The organism is Bartonella sp. MR90HLJMH, assembly GCF_042194115.1.
Classification (GTDB): Bacteria; Pseudomonadota; Alphaproteobacteria; order Rhizobiales; family Rhizobiaceae; genus Bartonella; species Bartonella grahamii.
This window is the reverse complement of sequence record NZ_JBHIMM010000003.1, coordinates 222156-243352: the sequence shown is the minus strand read 5'-3', so window position 1 is coordinate 243352 and position 21197 is coordinate 222156. Positions and strand designations below refer to the sequence as shown.

Annotated in this window: 15 protein-coding genes and 1 pseudogene; 11 read left to right on the top strand and 5 right to left on the bottom strand. The window is 38.3% G+C overall.

Going from position 1 to position 21197, the window contains the following annotated elements:
• Window positions 1–207: 207 nt before the first annotated feature.
• Window positions 208–506, top strand: a pseudogene (locus ACFIJ9_RS03515) (hypothetical protein).
• 27 nt (window positions 507–533) lie between these two features.
• On the opposite strand, the gene ACFIJ9_RS03510 reads toward ACFIJ9_RS03515, so the two are convergent.
• The gene (locus ACFIJ9_RS03510; protein WP_375628256.1) at window positions 534–713 is read right to left on the bottom strand and encodes a hypothetical protein; all 180 of its coding nucleotides are present in this window, start codon (window positions 711–713) and stop codon (window positions 534–536) included.
• Window positions 714–1289: 576 nt separating this feature from the next.
• Between ACFIJ9_RS03510 and ACFIJ9_RS03505 the strand changes: the two genes are divergently transcribed.
• On the top strand, window positions 1290–1415 hold the full coding sequence (locus ACFIJ9_RS03505; RefSeq protein WP_274532013.1) for a hypothetical protein: 126 nt from the start codon (window positions 1290–1292) through the stop codon (window positions 1413–1415).
• A gap of 48 nt (window positions 1416–1463) precedes the next feature.
• On the opposite strand, the gene ACFIJ9_RS03500 is transcribed toward ACFIJ9_RS03505, so the two are convergent.
• Window positions 1464–2684 carry an MFS transporter gene (locus ACFIJ9_RS03500; protein WP_375635805.1) on the bottom strand — a complete coding sequence of 407 codons (1221 nt, stop codon included), beginning with the start codon at window positions 2682–2684 and terminating at the stop codon, window positions 1464–1466.
• A 10-nt stretch (window positions 2685–2694) separates the two neighbouring features.
• The gene (locus ACFIJ9_RS03495) at window positions 2695–4116 is read right to left on the bottom strand and encodes a coproporphyrinogen-III oxidase family protein (RefSeq protein ID WP_375635804.1); all 1422 of its coding nucleotides are present in this window, start codon (window positions 4114–4116) and stop codon (window positions 2695–2697) included.
• Between the two features lie 338 nt (window positions 4117–4454).
• Between ACFIJ9_RS03495 and ACFIJ9_RS03490 the strand changes: the two genes are divergently transcribed.
• From ACFIJ9_RS03490 to edd, 6 genes are all read left to right on the top strand, one after another.
• Entirely contained in the window at window positions 4455–5150 is a 696-nt protein-coding gene (locus ACFIJ9_RS03490) for a hypothetical protein (RefSeq protein WP_375635803.1), read from the top strand.
• A gap of 891 nt (window positions 5151–6041) precedes the next feature.
• Window positions 6042–7469 (top strand): glutamine synthetase family protein, encoded by a 1428-nt coding sequence (locus ACFIJ9_RS03485; RefSeq protein ID WP_375635802.1) that lies wholly within the window; start codon window positions 6042–6044, stop codon window positions 7467–7469.
• Between the two features lie 11 nt (window positions 7470–7480).
• The gene (locus ACFIJ9_RS03480; protein WP_375635840.1) at window positions 7481–8764 is read left to right on the top strand and encodes an NAD(P)/FAD-dependent oxidoreductase; all 1284 of its coding nucleotides are present in this window, start codon (window positions 7481–7483) and stop codon (window positions 8762–8764) included.
• A 120-nt stretch (window positions 8765–8884) separates the two neighbouring features.
• Complete coding sequence (zwf, locus tag ACFIJ9_RS03475; protein WP_375635801.1) at window positions 8885–10357, top strand: glucose-6-phosphate dehydrogenase; 1473 nt, start codon at window positions 8885–8887, stop codon at window positions 10355–10357.
• A gap of 10 nt (window positions 10358–10367) precedes the next feature.
• Window positions 10368–11120, top strand: coding sequence for a 6-phosphogluconolactonase (gene pgl / locus ACFIJ9_RS03470; RefSeq protein ID WP_012754781.1), 753 nt, complete (start codon window positions 10368–10370; stop codon window positions 11118–11120).
• Window positions 11121–11176: 56 nt separating this feature from the next.
• Window positions 11177–13000 carry a phosphogluconate dehydratase gene (edd, locus tag ACFIJ9_RS03465; protein WP_375635800.1) on the top strand — a complete coding sequence of 608 codons (1824 nt, stop codon included), beginning with the start codon at window positions 11177–11179 and terminating at the stop codon, window positions 12998–13000.
• A gap of 66 nt (window positions 13001–13066) precedes the next feature.
• Here edd and folD read toward each other — a convergent pair whose 3' ends face one another.
• Entirely contained in the window at window positions 13067–13966 is a 900-nt protein-coding gene (gene folD / locus ACFIJ9_RS03460) for a bifunctional methylenetetrahydrofolate dehydrogenase/methenyltetrahydrofolate cyclohydrolase FolD (protein ID WP_375635799.1), read from the bottom strand.
• A 316-nt stretch (window positions 13967–14282) separates the two neighbouring features.
• Between folD and ACFIJ9_RS03455 the strand changes: the two genes are divergently transcribed.
• Entirely contained in the window at window positions 14283–16163 is a 1881-nt protein-coding gene (locus tag ACFIJ9_RS03455; RefSeq protein WP_375635798.1) for an AsmA family protein, read from the top strand.
• Between the two features lie 313 nt (window positions 16164–16476).
• On the opposite strand, the gene ACFIJ9_RS03450 is transcribed toward ACFIJ9_RS03455, so the two are convergent.
• Complete coding sequence (locus ACFIJ9_RS03450; RefSeq protein WP_012754785.1) at window positions 16477–16620, bottom strand: hypothetical protein; 144 nt, start codon at window positions 16618–16620, stop codon at window positions 16477–16479.
• 235 nt (window positions 16621–16855) lie between these two features.
• Between ACFIJ9_RS03450 and ACFIJ9_RS03445 the strand changes: the two genes are divergently transcribed.
• Complete coding sequence (locus ACFIJ9_RS03445; RefSeq protein ID WP_375635797.1) at window positions 16856–17599, top strand: 16S rRNA (uracil(1498)-N(3))-methyltransferase; 744 nt, start codon at window positions 16856–16858, stop codon at window positions 17597–17599.
• A gap of 68 nt (window positions 17600–17667) precedes the next feature.
• A complete protein-coding gene (locus tag ACFIJ9_RS03440) occupies window positions 17668–19041 on the top strand; it encodes a glutamate--cysteine ligase (protein ID WP_375635796.1) in 1374 nt (457 codons plus the stop codon).
• Window positions 19042–21197 lie beyond the last annotated feature (2156 nt).

Genomic DNA, 21197 nt, shown 5'->3' with positions numbered 1-21197 from the left:
TTTTACTATTGCTGGTATTAAATATTTAAAACTAGCTGGCCAAGACTATAGTGTGCAAGAATGTTTTGCAAGTAGCTAACTTTTGGCGAATTTAGAGCGTACAGCTCTGGTGAGTGAGAAGAGTGTATATGATCATGTGGTTTATAATTGAGAAAGAATTTGCGCAAAATTAATGATAATGCCTCCGAAGTAAAATTATTTTTTTAATTGCCAAGGAGCTTTAAAATCATGACGCTCATAGGCTCTTACACGCCGGATTTTGGGGTGTTTAAGAGTGAGAAGGCGCGCAAAAGCTTTATTTTGTACTGGAAACAAAAGGAACGAATAGCGAGTTTGATTTGTGCCTTAAAGAAATGCTGAAGATTAAATGCGGCAAGGCGCATTTTATCGCCCTTGAGACTGGTGTGGTGTTTGACGAGGCTCTGGTAATGAGTTGGCGCGATTCTAAGCGGGGGATGGTGGTAGAGAAAGTGGGGGGCTGTGGTAGGAGCGGGCGGCACGAATGACGCTGTCTTTAGTTGCGTACCGCCAAGCTAATTTTGTGCTTTGCGAAATTCGCCAAGGCTTTTGGACGTACCCCGTTTACCGCGTAATAAAATCTTATGAATATCATGCAGAAGGCGCGCAGAAATGGGTGATTGCGTGTCTAGCTTCCCAATGCCGTAATTAAGTACAGCCACATAATGAGATAGCTCTTCAATATCATCAGTCACACTGATACTTTTTCTTTATTTTCAAACAATAATAGGTCAGATGGTAACGATTATGTCCTTTCTATCTGAGAAAAGAGTAGCACCGCTTGCGTATATGCACGAGTAAAAGTCAATCAACATTGGTCTGAGGTAAAACCGCCAATTATTTCTAATACACCTAAGGATTTCATAGCTTGCTCTAACGGTTTATATAAAGCCGCCCTTTTAAAAGGTGAATTGGGTGGTAAATTTATTGGGATATAGGCTTTATGAATCTCTTGAACTAAGCTTTCTACTATGCAGGTCCTAAGGCGTGATTGCATATATGGTCGCATCTGTTGCTGCGTTTTGTAGACAGAGATCTTAAATTAGGAAAGGAGGGCTGCTCTTTTAATTACAAAGGAAGAATACGGCGCGTAAGTGCAGCAAAATGTATTTTGAGGAGCAGTAAAGGGGTGAGGCATTTGATGTCCAGCGGGTGACAGATTAATTGGAGTATAAGTGGGTATTGCTAGGGCGGAGTTTTTAGTTAAGAATTGTGCTCCGTACGCTATAAGCTCTCTGCATCCTTCATATAGGCGTTGAGATCATCGCCCAATGCAACGTAAAAGGGGCTATTTTGCCTTTAACGCTTGTTTAGCTGCTTCCATTATTGCCTCTGGCTCTATTAGCCATTACGGTTATAATTTCCTCGTCCAAAGAACAGGTCAATCGATTGCGTAATAGGGTATGTGTGCCTTTTTTGACCGTGTCTTTTTTAAAAGGCAGCTGTTACCTCGTGGCAGGGTTGGGTGTGTCTATATGATCAGCCTGCCAAAGAAATGGAAGCGTTATCGCGATAGCCACCAATAGTAGTCCAGCGATAAAGGCGGCAGCAAACTGCAATGATATAAAAGAACCAAGGACGCCGACCAAAAAGCTTCCGACCGGCATTCCAGCATAGCCGATCACCCGAAAAGCAGAATTAGCTCGCCCGAGAAGTTGTTTTGGTGTGAGGCGCTGCCTGAAGGCGGTAACACCAATAAACCATAAGCTTGCTCCAACGCCAGCGATAAAGGTGACGCCCCATACGACGACAGCACTTTTTGAAAAGGCTGGAACCAGCAGCAAGATAACCGTCCCTAAACCGTCAGTGAGAACAGCTAGGCGCACCGGTGCATAGCGTATATGTGGTGCAAATAGGGCACCTGCCATTGTACCAAGCGCGTAGGCTGCAAACATCACGCCATATTGGCTGCTATGTAGGCCCAGATACCGACCGTCGGTAACGAAGAAGATGAACGAGGTTAGGAATGCTCCAAATACTACCGATAGAAAGAATGTGAGTAATGTAAGGGAGGTAAGATGCCGATTTGAAAAAATAAAACGAAAGCCGGCAATGATATAACGAAAAGTGATGTTTTCTTTATCAGGTGTTGGCGATGTCGGAACAGTATGGCGAGCGGTAAAAATCAATGTGATAAAAAGCACGATTAACAGGCCAAGAAATAGCAGTGTGCTATGCGCTAAAATGCTGCTTGTTATGACAGGGGCAAGAAAATAGGAGACCCCGAAATCTAAAAACAAGACAATTGAGTAGAAGGTCATCAATCGCTCTCCCTCCATGATAAGTGGTGGAATCGTCATTATATAAGCTTCGGCAGAAACGACGATGAATCCAGCAATGGTTGCATAGAAGAAAATTTGTTCGGCTGGAGCAATCTGTATCATGAGCAGTACGAACAGTACAATATGCAGTAGCATGAAGATGAGGAGAGCCGAGGTGGCAAGTTTTATTTTGTCGCAGAGATCAAGTAAAGTGCCTGCAAGGATTCCGAAAATTGGCCACGCTAATGAGAAGAGACCTTGCGCCCAACTTACTCCGACTACGCCATATCCAGATTGTCTTGCTAATAGCGGGATGGCAGTGCGCAAAGCACCGCTGAGTAAGGCGAGCAGACTAACGGTTAGGCAAAAATAGCGTATGTTCTTATTGGCAAAAGGAGTGAACATTCTTTTCTCCTTAAGATGCCACACAGATTTCCGCAGGTCCATCAAGTACGGCGGTTGTATTCAGCATGTTTGAGACATAGCCGTCCAAGATATTCCCATCTGCCTGAGGTAGAAGAAAATACATAAGGTTGGAATACCATTGCCAACCACGCTGAGTCAGCTGGAGATTGTTATCACTTTCTGCGATGAGACCTGCACCTATGAGCTGTTGTAGGTTATTGTAAACGAAAGAGGGGAGTGCGGTCCAGTCAATTCTTTCTTTTTTGGCATAACCGTTATAAGGTAGCCGCATACACAAAGCCTTGGAGGCTTGTTGCTCCGCTGATACCCAATTGTAGTATACTTTGGATTTGCCTTTAAGTTGTATGTCGGTAATGTATCCGCTTCGACAGGGATTGGTTCGTGTGACGAGTGAGCCGAGAACCGACAGTGCTGACGCCCCGAAGCCAACCACATAATCGTCATGATAACCATGCAAATATTTGTGATAGCGGAAATAATTAGCTGAACTCGTTTTAGCGAGCGTTAGAGGAGTGTTATTGGCAATTTTGATATAGGAATGCCCATTACACGGCGCATAGCTGCAGCTGCGCATAACGATGTCGCTAAATAAGCGAAGCATCTGTCGATGCTGTAGGCTGGATGGCTTTAGCCCTTTTTGTGCGTAAGACTTATGCAGTTGCGACGTGATAGCCAGATTGTTGATTGCATAGAGGTTGATTGTTTCAGGATGAATCTCGCTGGCTTGCTTCAAATCGTATAATAGTTTTTCGGCTTGCTGGCTGTGCATGCCATATAGTAGGTCGAAACCGACATGTCCAATGATCTCTTGTGACCAAGCCACGGTATTGTTGATTTGTTCACGTGTTGAGGTGAGGTTAAACAATGATCGGAAACGCTCAATGAAACTCTGTATACCGAAGCTGATCCGGTTAACGCCGATCTCACGGGCAGCATAAAGTTTATCACGTGTGACGCTCTTCGGTTCGCTTTCCAGTGTAAACTCGGTTAAGGAAGAGAGCTCAAATTCGCCATGCAATACTTTTCCGATGTGTCGGATATTATCTGCGGACAAAAGCGACGGTGTGCCGCCCCCTATATAGATGCTGCGGATGGGCCCTCTAAGCGAGCGAATGAAATTTCCTTTGGTTCTGATCTCTGTGGTAAGCGCTGACATATAAGATTCGATTTGCTTAACGTGCTTGTAGGCCCCTTTCTGAAAGGGACAGAAGGAACAGATGGTTTCGCAAAAGGGAATATGCAAATAAAGAGAAATGGTACGCGCTTGTGGAATCTGCTTACTTTGCGCTAGTTTATTAAAGTCTATGTAATCGTAAAATTCATTTAAAATAGTGCGAAATAACGGATATGTGAAGTCGTAAATCGGCTTGAGTTGATCGAACTTCACAAAAGGATGATCCACGAGTTGCATAGCTTACCTCCCCCAATTTCTTAACTTGCACTATATTATTGACGGGCGACTGGTGATCCAATCACCCGAGTGTATTACCAAAGATTTTCACGGAACATAATGAATCCTCCTTTTGTAGAAGTTATATGTATTATACATATAACTTACTATATGAACAGGCTAGCTTGTTTAAGAGGCAATCTAAAGATAAAAATATAAAAGAACTTTCTCTTGCAGCCTTATGGTCTGATATTGTAATTGGTATCCTGTTTTACGTGGTCGGGCTATGAATGCCTAGGGCGAGAAAAAGCAGGGTATTTTAATGGACGTGCGGGGCATCATTGTTATGTTGCTGGGACTTGGAATTTGCGTCTGGTTATGAAATATCATTAGCGCAAAAAGATGGTTTTAAAGGTAGAGATATATTTTTTAATATCCCTGTAAAACTTCGAGAAGAGATAGAATTATCTATTAGAAAACATATAAATGTCCAGTGTGATAATATTATCGAATTACATGACATCATCACTCTTGCCCGCCATTTTGACATATTACCTAAAATCTCATTGAGATCGTACCATGTACTGGCAAACGGGGATAGATCGCGTTTTGGTATGACTGCGGCGGAGTTACGTGCCGCATTATCTTTGCTAGAATCCAATAGGACTAGGCTTAATAGGGTGCCTTTGCATGTGGGCTCTAATTTGAATTCGACTGAGTTAATAGTATCCACCTTAACTAAGGCTGGAAAGGATATTTACGCATTGAAGGATCAAAAAAGTTTTATCAGTCTAGGCGGGGGATATCCGATTTCCACAGCGTTTTGCGATGCTGTGACGGTCAATGACGAATACCCTCGTAAAATTTATGAGGCATTATCACAATTGGGTTGTGATTTATATAAGCTTACGGTAATTATTGAACCTAGGCGTATTATATCTGAAGATTATGGTTATTTATTTTCAAATATTAGCTCTATAAAAGAGCAGAATGGTACGAACTTAATTACAATCTGGGCTCTGGGGATGTGTACTCAATATGCACAGTATCACTAGATCATAAGTCAAAGTATATGAAAGCAACTGATACAAAAAAGATTTTACGATGGTGGAAGATCGACGATGAAGGACGTTAGTTCAAAGGAAATTGATATTATTGTGTTCTCATATCCTGATTTTTTGGCTTTTTAGATATAAATAACAAACCTCCTAGTGGGCTGGAGACTATCAAATGTTGGATCCCGCATGGCGCAATTAGCAAAAAATCCTATCTATTGGATTTGGTATGCTCTACTGTATTTTCAGCCCTAAATATTGTGTGCGAAGTGCAATGTCAAGCGGTGGGAATTGATATAAGTGCAGAGTCTATAAGTATCCGCTCAGAACAAGGTTGATAGCTCTATTATGCAGGGGATGGTTAAGTTTCATGTCGGAAATGCTAAGCGTATGTCTTGTCCTGAAAATACATTTACGCATATTACGGCGGGGTGAGTGTTTGTAAGCACTAGCTGTAAAGGCTACTCACCATCCTAGGGTGTTTACTTCTATGTGGATAACAATAGAGTTACAAAACTTGCTTCATATTAAAAGAAAAGTTTCTTTTCTTTTAATTAAGCATTACTACAACCAAAAGGAAATTAAATATCTCACCTTTATTATTCTCGCCAATGTTTGCTTATATATGATTATTTGAATCGGAATTAGGTTACGTACAATATGGTATTTCTCGCTGTTTTATATAAGAAGAAGGTTCGCACCGATGTATCGCGTGTAATATCAACTTTTTCACTATGGTGATAGGATAGCTTGTTGAGCGTAAAGTTCTTTTACCTTGATAGATCTTATAGTATTCTTCAAAAATATCAGTTGATAATTTTTTTTCGTGTCGTTTATGCAGGGGCTGATACTATAAGAATAGAACTTGATTGTTTGTAAAGTTGGTATGTTATGGCTGTAAAAAATGGTAAACAAACGAAAAGTAAAAATTTTAAACCTGTCTCTCGTTTTCTCAAAAGTTTACGTGGTGTGCGCAATTGGGAACAAGTTTCACAATGGCTTGCTTTCCGTAAGGTAGAGGATATTGAATGTATTACGCCTGATCAAGCAGGGGTACCACGGGGCAAGATGATGCTTTCTAAAAAATTTACATCGGAAACATCATTGGCATTGCCTTCAGCAGTTTTTATGGCAACAATTTCAGGGGATTATCCTGAAGATGGTCATGGTTTTGAATATCCTAAAGCAGATGGTGATTTACGCCTTGAGCCTGATCTTTCTACGTTAAGCATTGTTCCATGGGAAGATGCTCCCACAGCACAGGTGATTTGTGATCTTGTGTATCAAAATGGTCAGGTTGTGGATTACACACCACGCAATGTTTTACGAACGGTAGTTCATTTTTACACAAAAATGGGTTTAAGCCCTGTTGTTTCACCAGAAATTGAGTTTTATTTGGTACAAAAAAATCCCGATCCTGATTATCCGTTAGTTCCACCGGTTGGTCGTTCTGGGCGTTCAATTGGTGGTGGACAGGGGTATTCCATTGCCGGTGTGAATGAATTTGATGATTTGATTGATGATATTTATCATTTTTCAGAGGCACAAGGATTGGAAATTGATACCCTCATTCATGAAGAAGGAGCAGGTCAGTTTGAAATCAATTTACGTCATGGTGATCCTATTGAATTAGCGGATCAAGTTTTTATGTTTAAACGAACAATTCGTGAAGCTGCACTAAAACATAATATGTATGCAACTTTTATGGCAAAACCCATTCAAGGGCAGCCGGGTTCTGCTATGCATATTCACCAATCGGTTGTTGATAAGAAAACCGGTATGAATATTTTTACACAGGAAAATGGTGAAGAAAGTATCTGTTTTCGCCATTTTATTGGTGGATTGCAAAAACATATGCCAGGGGTACTTGTGATGCTTGCGCCTTATGTGAATTCTTATCGACGTCTTGTCCCTGATAATTCGGCTCCTGTTAATTTGAGATGGGGATATGATAATCGTACTACAGCTTTTCGAGTTCCCCGTTCTGCTCCTCAAGCGCGGCGTGTTGAGAATAGACTTCCTTCATCAGATGCGAATCCCTATTTAGCCCTTGCAGCTTCTCTAGCGTGTGGTCTTATTGGTTTGCAACAAAAAATTGAGCCGGATGAGCCAGCAACAAATAATGTAAACGCTGATAATATTGAGTTACCGCGTGGACTCATTGAGGCAGTCAATTTGTTTGAACAAGATACAGCGATACGTGCTATTTTAGGGGATGTGTTTGTCAGTACTTATGCTGCAATCAAACGACAAGAGTTTGAAACTTTCATGGAAGTAATTAGTCCGTGGGAGCGTGAATATCTTCTGCTGAATGTTTAAATTTTATGACGATGATTGATTATAATTCAATTTCTCCAGGAATTTCTTGGTATGAAGATACTTTAAAAGAACGTCCCTCTTATCCTTCTTTTTGTGAAAACAGACAGTGTGATGTGGTCATTATTGGAGGCGGATTTACGGGTCTGTCGGCTGCTTATCATTTAGTCAAGGCTGGAGTAGATGTTGTTTTATTTGAAGCATCACGTTTTGGTGATGGTGCTTCAGGGCGCAATGGTGGACAGCTGGGAACAGGGCAACGGCAATGGGTAGAAACATTAGAAAAAAAGTATGGTTTTGAGCGAAGTAAGGCTCTGTTTGATTTAGCAGAAGAAGCTAAAAGAGATATTTTATCTTTATGCGCGATGCCTAATTGTTCGTGTGATTTGATAGGAGGACAGCTTTCTGTGACACATAAAAGGCGTGAGCTTCTCTCTTATCAACGGCATATTGAGGTGATGCAGCGTTATGGCTATCATGCGCTTACTTTTATGGATAGGGCAGAAACATCTAGGCGACTTGGATCGTCTTTTTATTGTGGTGGTATTTATGATGCGGATACCGGCCATATAAATCCCTTAAAATTGATTATTGGATTGGCAAAAAAAGCTAAAGATGTTGGTGCTAAGCTTTATGAGAAGTCACAAGTAACGACCGTAAGGCGCACGGGAGCCCATTGGAAAGTGATAACAGAAAAAGGCAGTGTAACAGCAGAGCATGTGTTACTTGCAACAAATGGGTATAAACTTGGTCTGGAGCGTTTTATTGAAAAAAATATTGTTTCTATTCGTTCTTATATTGGAGCAACGGACCCATTACCAAAGCACAGTTCAATTCTCGCAGGCGGGGAATCGGTTGATGATTCCCGTTTTATGGTTCGCTATTTTCGCAAAAGCGTTGATAATCGTCTCTTATTTGGTGGCGTAGAAAGTTATGATAATAAACATCCTTTAAATTTAGATGAACGTATAAAACGGCAAATTGCTGAAGTTTATCCTCAATTACACTCTATCAATTTAAGCCATTGTTGGGGAGCAACGGTTGCCATTACAGTTGAGCGCATGCCCTATGTTCGACAACTTTTCTCAAGGATGACTTATTGTGGTGGTTATTCAGGGCATGGCGTTATGCTGGCTCCTTTCATAGGAAAATTATACGCAGAATGGTTGACTGGAAAATATGAACGTTTTTCCTATTTCCAAGACTTGAAGATTTCATCTTTTCTGGGGGGAAGAGTTTTGCGTTATCCGCTTATATTTTTAGCAATGCGTTGGTTTTCTTTAATGGATCGTTTTTGATGGAAACATTGCTTGAAATGAAGCAAATTAATGGCTTCTTTAGTATCTGTTTGCTTTAATGAGCGAAGCTTTTATAAGTGATATGGGATTTCATAATCGAATAGAAAAATAAACAAGTTCATGGTGCATAAAATTATTCCAGTTTCTTCTTTTGATTGTATTGTTTTTGGTGGCAATGGTGATTTGGCGTCGCGCAAGCTTTTGCCGGCTTTGTATCATTGTCAGTGTGTTGGTCAATTCAGTGAGCCAACACGTATTATTGGGGCTTCCCGCACTCCCTTAAGTCATGAAGAATATCAAAATTTTGTCCGCACTTCTTTAGAAAAACATATCCATCCAAAAGATCTCAATTCAACAGAACTCAATCGTTTTCTTGCACGTTTAAGCTATGTTTCTGTTGATGCTTCCTCAAATCGAGGGTGGGAGGATTTAGCTCTCCTTCTGTCACGAGATTCAGCGAATATTCGAGCTTTTTATTTGGCTGTTAGTTCGTCACTTTTTGCTGATATTGCGATGAAGTTGGGAAAAAATGATTTGGTGACACCACAAACACGGATTATCATTGAAAAACCAATTGGTTGCGATGTAAAAACAGCTGTTTCACTTAATGATGCATTTGCAAGCGTCTTTAATGAAGAGCAGATCTTTCGTATTGATCATTATCTTGGGAAGGAAACTGTTCAAAATTTAATGGCATTGCGGTTTGTTAATACACTTTATGAACCGCTATGGAACTCCAACTATATTGATCATGTTCAAATAACCGTTGCTGAATCTTTAGGGTTAGAGGGGCGTACAGAATATTATGAAAGCACTGGTGCTCTACGGGATATGGTCCAAAACCATATGCTGCAATTACTTTGTTTGGTTGCGATGGAAATACCATTTACCAACAGTGCTAATGCTGTGCGCGATGAAAAACTTAAAATTTTACATTCTTTAACACCGCTTGATGTACATAATGTAGGACAGCATACTGTACGTGGGCAGTATCTTTCTGGTCTATCAAATGGTATATCTGTAGAGTCTTATTTCGATGATCTGGGAAGAGTGAGTAAGAGTGAAACATTTGTAGCGCTTAAGGTTAAGATTGATAACTGGCGTTGGGCTAATACGCCTTTTTATTTACGAACAGGTAAGCGCATGTTCACGCGAATGTCTGAAATTGTTGTGGTTTTTAAACCTATTCCTCATAATATTTTTAATGTGGATTTAGATGAAATTTTTTCTAATCGGCTTGTGATTCGTCTCCAACCTGATGAGGGTGTGAAACAATGGTTGATGATTAAGGATCCAAGTTACGGCGGTATGCGGTTTCGTCACATTCCATTAGATATGAGTTTTGCTTCCGCATTTTCTGAACGTAATCCTGATGCTTATGAACGTTTATTAATGGATGTTATTCGTGGAGATCAAACGCTGTTTATGCGTCGTGATGAAGTTGAGGCTGCTTGGCGTTGGATTGATCCAATCATTGAGGGATGGGAAGCAATAAAACAGCCTTTTCACAATTATAACGCTGGTTCGTGGGGGCCATCTGCTTCAACGATTCTCATGGAACGTGATGGGCGTATATGGAACAATTTAGTTTAGAGCAATAAGTATGTATAGAATGAATATTGACCGTTTAGATTTTGAAACCCCTCAGACTTTAGCCTTGGCATTAGCAGATCGAGTAGCCGCAGAACTTAGTGTATCTGTTCTTGAGCGTAAGAGAGCAGTTTTAGCGGTGTCTGGTGGTAAAACACCAGAATTGTTTTTTCATTATTTGTCAAAAGCGGATATTGATTGGCAAAATATCATTATCACTTTGGTCGATGAACGTTTCGTTCCTACACACGATGAACGTTCAAATGAGCATATGGTACGGTGTCATTTGTTACAAAATTTTGCCGAAAAAGCGCGTTTTGTAGGGCTTTATCATAAAGCGATTACTGCTGAACTTGCTGCTTTTTCAGCGGCGAGTCGTATTAATACTTTGCCTAAACCCTTTGATGTTGTTGTTTTAGGAATGGGGGGTGATGGACATACGGCTTCTTTTTTTCCTGATGCTGATCGTTTAAAGCAAGCGCTTGATCTGCGAACACAAGCACTTGTTCTGCCCCTTCATGCTAAGAGTGCTGTTGAGCCAAGACTCTCACTAACTTTGCCAGTTATTATGCAGTCTCGTTGTATTATTCTCCATATCGAAGGTTTTCAGAAACGCGATTGTTTTGAAAAAGCTTGTCAGGATGGATCTGAAATAGAAATGCCTATTCGGGCAGTTTTGCGTAATTCCCCTCATCTTGTGCAGGTTTATTGGTCGCCTGCAGATAATGAAATAAGTGAATTAGAATATGAGAGACAAGGTGAATAAAAACGTAATCTCTCTCAATGAATGAGGGGAAGCAACAATGAAAGAGGGAGGGGAATATGGCACTTTCCAAGACAATTGCCACAGTTACACGAAGGATTTATGAACGTTCTCGATCAACACGAGAAATTTACTTAGATCGTATTACGAAAGCACAAGTTCATCGCCCCAAACGAAGTTTTTTAGGATGTGCCAATCAGGCTCATGGTTTTGCTGCTTGTGGTGCAATAGATAAAGAGCGTTTGAAGGGAAATATCGTTGGGAATATTGGCATTATCACGGCATATAACGATTTACTTTCAGCTCATCAACCTTTTGAAAAATTTCCTCACTTAATTAAAGAGTCGGCCCGTATGGTTGGTGGTGTTGCACAGGTTGCAGGTGGTGTTCCCGCGATGTGCGATGGTGTTACGCAGGGAAATGCGGGGATGGAGCTTTCCCTTTTTTCGCGTGAAGTAATTGCAATGGCGACAGCTATAAGCTTATCACACGATGTCTTTGATGCAGCATTGTATCTTGGGGTGTGTGATAAAATTGTACCAGGTTTATTGATTGGTGCACTAACATTTGGTCATTTACCAGGAATTTTTATACCAGCTGGTCCTATGACAAGTGGTCAAGGTAATGATGAAAAAGCGAAGATACGTCAACTTTACGCGGAAAATAAAATAGATCGCCAAACACTTCTAGCATCAGAAGCACGTTCTTATCATGGACCAGGAACATGTACATTTTATGGAACAGCTAACTCTAATCAGGTGATACTGGAGATGATGGGGCTTCATATGCCGGGAGCTTCTTTTGTTAATGCGAATACACCGTTGCGTGATGCTTTAACAAAAGAAGCCACGAAACGTGTACTTGAAATGACAGATCTTGGTGATCATTATAGGCCACTTGGTATGATCATTGATGAGCGTTCTTTTGTAAATGCCATTGTAGGATTAAATGCAACAGGAGGTTCTACCAATCATACGATTCATTTGATTGCTATAGCTGCTGTTTGCGGTATTAAATTGACATGGCATGATATTGCAGAAATTTCATCCGCTGTGCCTCTTTTAGCGCGCATTTATCCTAATGGTTTAGCGGATATCAATCATTTTTATGCTGCTGGGGGGATGGGATTTATTATTCGCGAGCTTATCGAGGCAGGTTTAGTACATGAAGATGTTTCTACGGTTTTTGGTAAAGATCTCACTGCTTATGCAATTGAAGCAAAGCTTTCTGCTGATGGTCATGTGGTGCGTGAAGCGGCTCTCAAGGAAAGTGGTGATCATAAGGTGTTAGCAGGGTGGAGAAAGCCATTTCAGCCTGACGGTGGTCTTCGTGTTTTATCGGGAGATTTGGGAACAGCTATTATAAAAGTTTCCTCTGTTAAACCAGAGTATTGGCAGATTAAAGCACCAGTCTTTGTTTTTAATGATCAAGAGGAACTACAAAAATCTTTTAAATCTGGAGTGTTGTATGATAAAGATTTTATCGCCGTCATTCGCTATCAAGGACCAAAAGCCAATGGTATGCCAGAGCTTCATAAATTAACGACCATTTTAGGCGTTTTACAAGATCGCGGTCAAAAGGTAGCATTGATAACCGATGGGCGTATGTCAGGGGCGTCAGGAAAAATTCCTGCTGCCATTCATGTGACACCGGAAGCAATGGATAATGGCCCCATTGCACGTTTGCAGGATGGTGATATTGTTTTTCTTGATGCTCATGAGGGTAAACTAACTCTTTTGGAGGATTTAGCAAAATTTAACGCGCGAAAAATCATACCTCCTGATCTTTCAAAAAACGAACATGGTGTTGGACGCGAACTTTTTCATGTTTTTCGTCAATCCGTTAATCGTGCAGATCAAGGGGCATCTGTTTTTATGACATGAAAAATGCAAAAATAAACAAGCTTAATCATGTACAATAAAACCATATACAAGGAATTGTTACAATTCTTAGAATTTTGGTATAGGCAGATTGTGTGATCGCGCGGCGGCTTTGAGTGTATTAACCATAAGCATGGCAATTGTCATTGGTCCAACGCCTCCTGGAACAGGGGTAATCGCAGCAGCTTTTTCTTTTACGTTTTCAAAATCGACATCACCAACAAGACGTGTTTTCCCTACACCTTTTTCTGGTGCAGCAACGCGGTTAATACCAACATCAATAACAATTGCACCATTTTTTATCCAGTCTTTTTTAATCATTTGTGGGCGGCCTACAGCTGCGACTAAAATATCAGCGCTTCGACACACATCATCAAGGTCACGGGTACGACTATGGGCAATTGTCACAGTGGCATTGGCTGCTGTTAAAAGGGCAGCCATAGGTTTTCCAACAATATTAGAGCGTCCAACAACGACAGCATCAAGTCCAGATAAATCTTGCCCACAGTGTCGTTCAATCATCATCATGGCACCAGCTGGTGTACAGGGAATAATCGCATCTTCAAGTGCATTTGCCGCGAGTTTTCCTACATTAATATAATGAAAACCATCAACATCTTTTTGGAAAGCAACGGCTTGTGTTATGCGATTTGTATTCATATGAGCAGGGAGAGGCAACTGTACCAAAATACCATGAATTTTTGGATCAGAATTTAATGTTGCAATAAGTTGAAGGAGTTCTTTTTCTTGCGTTTCTTTAGAAACGACATGTTTGATTGAAAGAAACCCACATTCTTCGGCTTTTTTATTTTTTGAGGTGACATATACTTGACTTGCGGGATCATCTCCAACGATAATAACAGCGATACTAGGTTGTATATTATAGTGATGGCGGAGCTTTATTGTTTCGGCCTTAACTTTCGCAATAATCTCTTCAGCAAGTTTTTTTCCATCGATAATATTATTCATTCAGAGATCCTTTCGGTAAGGCTGTTTGTTTTTTTGTAAAGCATTTTCTAATAATACGATAGAGTTTTATAGCAATATTCATGTGAGAACAGTAAGAATGGTTTTATAATGTTGTGGATTTATAGTTTTGAAGACTTTTAAATAATTGCTTTATAAAGAAGCAGCAACATTGCTGTTTGAATAAATTTTGGATAAAGAACAAAAATAATGAAGATACAAAGTGGATATAGTGAATTATAGGGTTATAAAAACTTTTTATAATCATTTAAGTTTGTTTTTAATCTGTTATAGGGGGGGATAAATATAGAGGGATATTGTGCGCATCAGAATAATAAAATTTTTGAGCGGAATTTTTATTACAATTATCTTTTTATTTGGAGTGGGGATTCTCGTTTTACCTTATCTTATCTCTACAGATGCGATTCGTATTCGTTTAGCGCAGGATTTGAGTGTATGGACCGGTTACAATGTTCAATTGCGTGATCCACCGCGGTTACATCTTTTTCCTTATCCTAAAGCATTTCTTTCTGGCGTTACTTTAACATCAAAAATGGATGATGTTGCGCCATTAATGGAAGCTGAATCAATAGAAGTTGATCTTTCTGTCGTCGATCTTCTTTGGGGACATGTTTCTTTTTCAGAGACGCGGATTATGCGTCCTCAATTTGTTATGGAAAAGCCTGTTAAAACAATAGCAGATTTTTTTGATCGGTTTTCTCGCTCACAAGGTGCATTAGGGTTGGCAATACGCAATACGCGTGAAATATTAAAACATAATCCTGAACATCCAGAGATAGAGCACCTTTTAAAACAACCTTTTGGGCGGATTGTCATTAAAAATGGTGTTCTTGTGTATCACGATAGTTTTTCGGGGATGGCAGAAAAAATAACAGGATTAAATGCGACTTTACATTGGCCGGAATCGACTCAGGAAGTACGGTTACGTGCAGATGCGCGTTGGCGCGGAGAATTTACAAAGTTATCAATTGATGCTTCTCAAGCATTGCTGCTTCTTGCAGGAGGAAAAAGTCATATTAGGGCAAGTCTCAATTCTGTACGTGGGGGAATAACTTTTACAGGAAAGGCTCGGTTATCTGAATACTATATTTTTGACGGAAAAGTATCGATGCGTTCTCCGGGATGGAATCAGACATTGTCTTGGGTTGGTGGAAATCAGTTTTGGGGACATAAATTTAAAATACCCATTGTATGGGAATCTCATTTTTTAGCGCAGCCAATGCATATTCAAATGAACAATGTTACATTTACGATGGGGAAAGCCAATGCGCGAGGAGCTTTAAAACTCGATTTTCAAGATTATGTACCAAATGTTATGGGCTCGTTAGCCTTTGATAACCTAGATCTTAGCCTCTTGGGTTCAATGTTTTTTTCAGGTAAAAAGAAAAATTCCTTCTTTGATATGACAATTTTTGATCGTATTGGCGTGGATATACGACTTTCTGCGCCACAAGCTAAAATAGGAAATATTTCCCTCACAAATTTAGCTGCTGCAATACAAATAAGAAATGGGCATGGTATTTTTGATCTTGGACATGCGAATATTTTTGGTGGATCCGTGCAAAGTAATATTGAAGTTACGCCAGCTGGACAGAAAGTGCGTATAGGAGGAAATATTTCAGGTGCTTCTATTGATATGCAGGAGACTTTAGAAACCTTGGGATTGATTCCATTTATACAAAGCAAAACGAATTTTACTGCAACGATACGAACACTTGCTGATTCTTGGCGAGAAATTTTTACGCAAATGCAGGGTGAATTAACACTGAAGATGTCTTCTGGTCGGCTCTTAGGATATGATTTGAATGAATTACAAACAAGACTTTTAAATAAACAACAATTTCTTTTAATGACTAATGATACTTTTTCAACAACATTTGATCACTGGGATATTCAGACAAGCTTTTCAGAAGGTATGATGAAGGTGACAGAGTCATTAATGCGTACAGCAGACTTGAGCTTATCCATTCAAGGAACCGTTGCAACTGATATCGCGCAAGGGAAGCAGAATGAATTGATATTACAGGCACAACTACGCAAAAACTATAGATCAGAAACTTTATGTAAAGATGTCCAATGTCTCGCTAATAGCCTTGCATGGCCTTTTACATTTTCTCTACGCTCTAAAGGGCAAAACCATGGTAATTTTTGGGTTACAAAAGACATTGACGCAGATTGAGAATTGTTTTTTATCTATATAGCACTCCATCTTATAATAGTAATTCGTCTTTTTGCAACTTAAAATTGTCTTTTAATTTAAATCAGAGGTCCCACTCTATCGGAAGATTTTCTCATTTTAAATCCGTTCGTGGTGAAGCAGTAAAAATCGTTCTCTCCGTCATAAGTGTGGTTGATATAGATAAATGATTGAAGAGAGGAATAAAAATCCTTCTTATGGAATCTTTCAAATACAAGAAATTCATAATATTGATGCAAATCTTATAAAAGTTTCTAAAAAACATTAAATTTTTAAGGGGGATGTCGGCCAGTGCTTACTGAATCCCAGAAGAAATACCATAACCATCTTTGGTAATTGTATGCTTCCCATCTGCTCCAACAGAACCAATTCCCACTGTAATCAAAATAAAGGCTAAGAGGGTTGTAATCGTAATAATTGTAGCTTTTTTAGCAGACATATTTTTCCTCCACGGATGCATCAATGACTGAATGCAAAGATGAATGGTGCATTATTTAAACTTTTATGAAAGTAGAATCACTTAAGGATCTATAAGTTCCTATTATTATCTCATAAAGCTAAAAAAACTCTATATTTCTTTAATATATTATAGTTCTATAGATATAATTTTTTCTTTTTGCTATATATTTTTCTTTGTTTTTTCGATGACGATAGTGAGCATTGGCAAAATTTTTATGCGCATAAATTATAAACTTAAAAGATTATTTATACGACAGACATTGGCTTTGAATGAAGAAATAAAGATAGAGGGGGCACAAGCTTCTTATCTTGTGCACGTTCTGCGTATGAAAGAAGGAGCAGAAATTTTACTTTTTAATGGACAGGATGGTGAGTGGCTTGCTAAACTTATCATTGTTAAGAAAAAATTTGTTGTGGTTCAACTTATCCATCAAGAAAGATTACAAACGACGCATTCCAATCTTATTTATTGCTTTGCTCCACTCAAAAACGCTCGGTTGGATTATATGGTGCAGAAAGCTGTTGAAATGGGGGTATCGACTTTGCAGCCTGTTATAACGCATCATACGCAGGTTACGCGTATCAATATGGCGCGTATGGAAGCCAATGTTATTGAAGCTTCTGAACAGTGTGGCATTTTATCTCTCCCTGAATGCGTATCTGCTCTATCATTAGCAGAACTTTTAGTACGGTGGGATGAGACACAGCCTTTATTTTTTTGTGATGAAGAGCATAAATCGCATAATCCATTACCTTCTTTTAAAAAGCGTGACGTTACAACACCTGGTATTCTTATTGGACCAGAAGGTGGCTTTAGTGAAGAAGAGCGGAGCTTTTTAAAAAAACATCCTTTTGTAGTTCCAATATCATTAGGTCCGCGTATTTTACGCGCTGACACTGCCGCTGTTGCTGCTTTGGCTCTTCTTAATGCTACCGTGGGGGATTGGGCAATGGATTGAGAAATCTGTAAAATCATTCTAAACAGTTCATTTAAGATGATGATACCAATGATAGGATACGATAAGTTATGGCGCTTGATATAACTGATGAAAGTGAAATTTATAACTTAGATTCCTTGGTTAGCTATTTCCAAGGGGGGTATAAAGCAGAAGATGATTGGCGTATCGGTACAGAACATGAAAAGTTTCCGTTTTATAAAGATGGTTTTCACCCTGTTCCTTATGAAGGAGAGAGGGGAATCCAAGCGCTTTTAGAGAGGATGCAAAGCGCCTTAGGATGGAAACCTATTTTAGATGAAGAGAATATTATTGGGCTTGTAGGATCAGTTGATCAGGGAGCCATTTCTTTGGAACCTGGAGGACAATTTGAATTATCTGGTGCACCATTAAAATCAGTAGGCCATACATATCACGAGTTGATGGAGCATTTAACTCTTCTCAAAAAAATTGCAGAACCATTGGGTATAGGTTTTCTAGGTCTTGGAGCTAGTCCAAAGTGGACTTTAGCTGAAACGCCGCGAATGCCTAAATCACGTTATCAGATTATGACTGATTATATGCCTAAAGTGGGGCATAATGGTCTTAATATGATGTATCGCACATCAACAGTTCAGGTTAATCTTGATTTTTCATCTGAAAGTGATATGCGGCGAAAAATGCAAGTATCTATGAAGTTACAGTCCATTGCAACAGCATTATTTGCAAGTTCACCTTTTACAGAAGGACGCCCAAATGGCTTTTTGTCGTGGCGTTCTGAAATTTGGCGTAATACGGATAATCAGAGGACAGGCGTTCTTCCCTTTATATTTTCTGAGCGTTTTGGTTTTGCTGATTATGTTGAATGGGCTCTTGATGTTCCAATGTATTTTGTTGTGCGTGATGGTCGTTATTATGATTGTACACATATAACATTTCGTCAGTTTATGAATGGAGCATTAAAAGGACAAGTTGCAAATTCAATTCCAAACATGGGAGATTGGATTAATCACTTATCAACGTTATTTCCTGAAGTCCGCTTAAAAAGATTTTTAGAAATGAGAGGAGCTGATTGCGGTTCTTGGAAGCGCATTTGTGCGTTGTCGGCTTTTTGGGTCGGGCTTCTTTATGATAGGGAAGCACTTAATGAGGCAGAAGCTTTGACAAAAGATTGGTGTTTTGAAGAAGTTTTAGATGTGCGCCAACGCGTTCCTAAAGAAGGGTTAAAAACTCCTTTTCGTCAAACTATTCTTTTAGAGTTAGCACGACAAGCTCTTGCTATTGCCCGCAAAGGCTTAAAAAATCGCAAACAGTATGATACGAATGGTTTTGATGAAACAAATTTTCTTAATCCTTTAGAAGAGGTTGTTGCAATGGGACAAACAGATGCTGAAAAATTTTTGTCTTATTACTATTCTATTTGGAATGAATCTGTAGAACCTTTATTTTTAGAATGTGCCTATTAAATTTGAAGAAAAGAGACTTCCTACTTTTTAAAAAATGCATATCACCGTGGTGGCTCATTCACTCATTTGCTCTAGAGAGCATATCCTGCCTTTCTTTTAACATTTCTCATAAAGGGTACAATACAAAAATCTCTTGGGCAGTGTGATTTTTATACCCAATAATATCACGATATTTCCGTAATCTTAATGTTGTACCTTTGTGCTAAAGATAGCTCATAAAAGATATACTTAAGCTTATTATCAAACATTTTTTATTCACATAGCTCATCCCACTTATGAATAGGTCTGAAAATAATATTTTTCACTTTTAAAAGGGATAAAAAATATAATTTGCGTTTAATAGTCCGTTATTATAATTCAATGTACGATGCTTATATGAAAGAGCATTTTATTATACAAAAATTACGATATCAATCGTTCAGTAAGCTAAAAAGACAGTAGAAAAAATGCCGATAGATCTGTGTATGTATAACTCAAATTTATTTTTATATAAAAAAGAAATATATTATGTAAAGAGATAGAAATAGAGATTATAATATATAGAATTAAGGTGTTAATTACATCATTAAATATTAATAAATTGAATTTTTATGCATGAGAAAAACAGCATTTGAGATATTTTTCTTTACAGTTATTATTCTCACTCCATGTATTTGATTATATTATATCAATATGTGTTATTCTGTTGTTACAAGAGTAAAGTATGGAATAAAAATAAAAAATTTCAGTTTTTGCAGAGACGGGCAACAAAAACTTTTTTGTTAGCTAAACATATCTAGTGCGCTTTTAAATTTTTCTTCTTCCATTTTTTAGTAGCTAGATCTCAAGGGGATTCTTATACCTTTTTGTACCATTATACGATATAGTTATACAGTCAGCATGAAGGCAATAGATGTATTTCTAAAACGGGTAGGAAAATTACAGGGTATCATTTTCTCTATACAGATAATTTATTCTTTTGCTATTTCCTTTTTGTAGCGATATTCTGAATTTCTATAGTTGTTATTTTAGGTATGACTGATAAAGTTCGTTGTACGGATTCAGATCATTCACTTTAGTATATCCAAGTGATATTAATACAGCAAACAAAATGATCAATAGAGAAGATAAAACAATAAATGTTACGGTACGTTTCATGAGTGATTTAACTCCTTATCTTCGATAAATAGGCCGGTATTGAATAGGGGCTATTACGACGGTTGATATCATTTAATTTGGTTATATCAATGGTATATGTGATATTTTTGTTGGTATTGTGTTTCAAATTATATTGAATGATATGTAGATCACGAGTGGCGTTGCATTTCCCATAAAAGGGTATTGTATGGCATAGCTACACCCGACAAAGTACTCATATACTAACAAAAGCATAAAAGACAATCAGTATTTTAAAGGTATGGAAAAGGCTTTTTCGTAACATATAAACTAATATATCTAGAATTTATGTAACACGATACGTATTTATTGTAAATAAATATTTTATAATTTTATATTTTTTAAATATATTATGTGTAAATATTGTTTATATGCTTATTACTTGATTATTTTTTATTATGTATTTTAAAGATATATTGTGGAATTTATTAAACAATTGCGTTATTTATTATCTATAACATTAATAATATTTATAAACGCTCTCATCATGCGTATTTTTAGCTTTATAACGTATCAGTTTTTTACTAAATGATTTTTGTAGATTTTGTTTATAAGGGGCTCTAATTTGAACAACTTTAATAGGCACCGCGCTCTTTATAACCAACGCGTTCATTTGCATTGTGATTATGAAAACTTGCTTTTTTCACGCATGCTCTATAGCTATTATATTTTTATAGTCATGGCACCATTTTTCATTTTCATAAGATAAATGATAAAGATGATAATGCGCTTTATTGCCTTTTATAAAAACATCTAAAGAGAGACTGATAATTATAGAGGTCAGCAAACTCCCTTTTAATAGACTTTTGTCATTTTTGTCAGTTTTCTGTCAGTAAATTGAACCGACAAAATAGATCATTTTAGTGAGTGATTAAATCTTATGAAAAGCATGTGATTCTTTAAAGCCATTTCAAAAGATAGGTTCTAGTCATAAAAAATGCTATTAAGACCATTATGGTTATTAGTTTTGAGATTTTTGAAGATTTTTAGGATTTTAGACA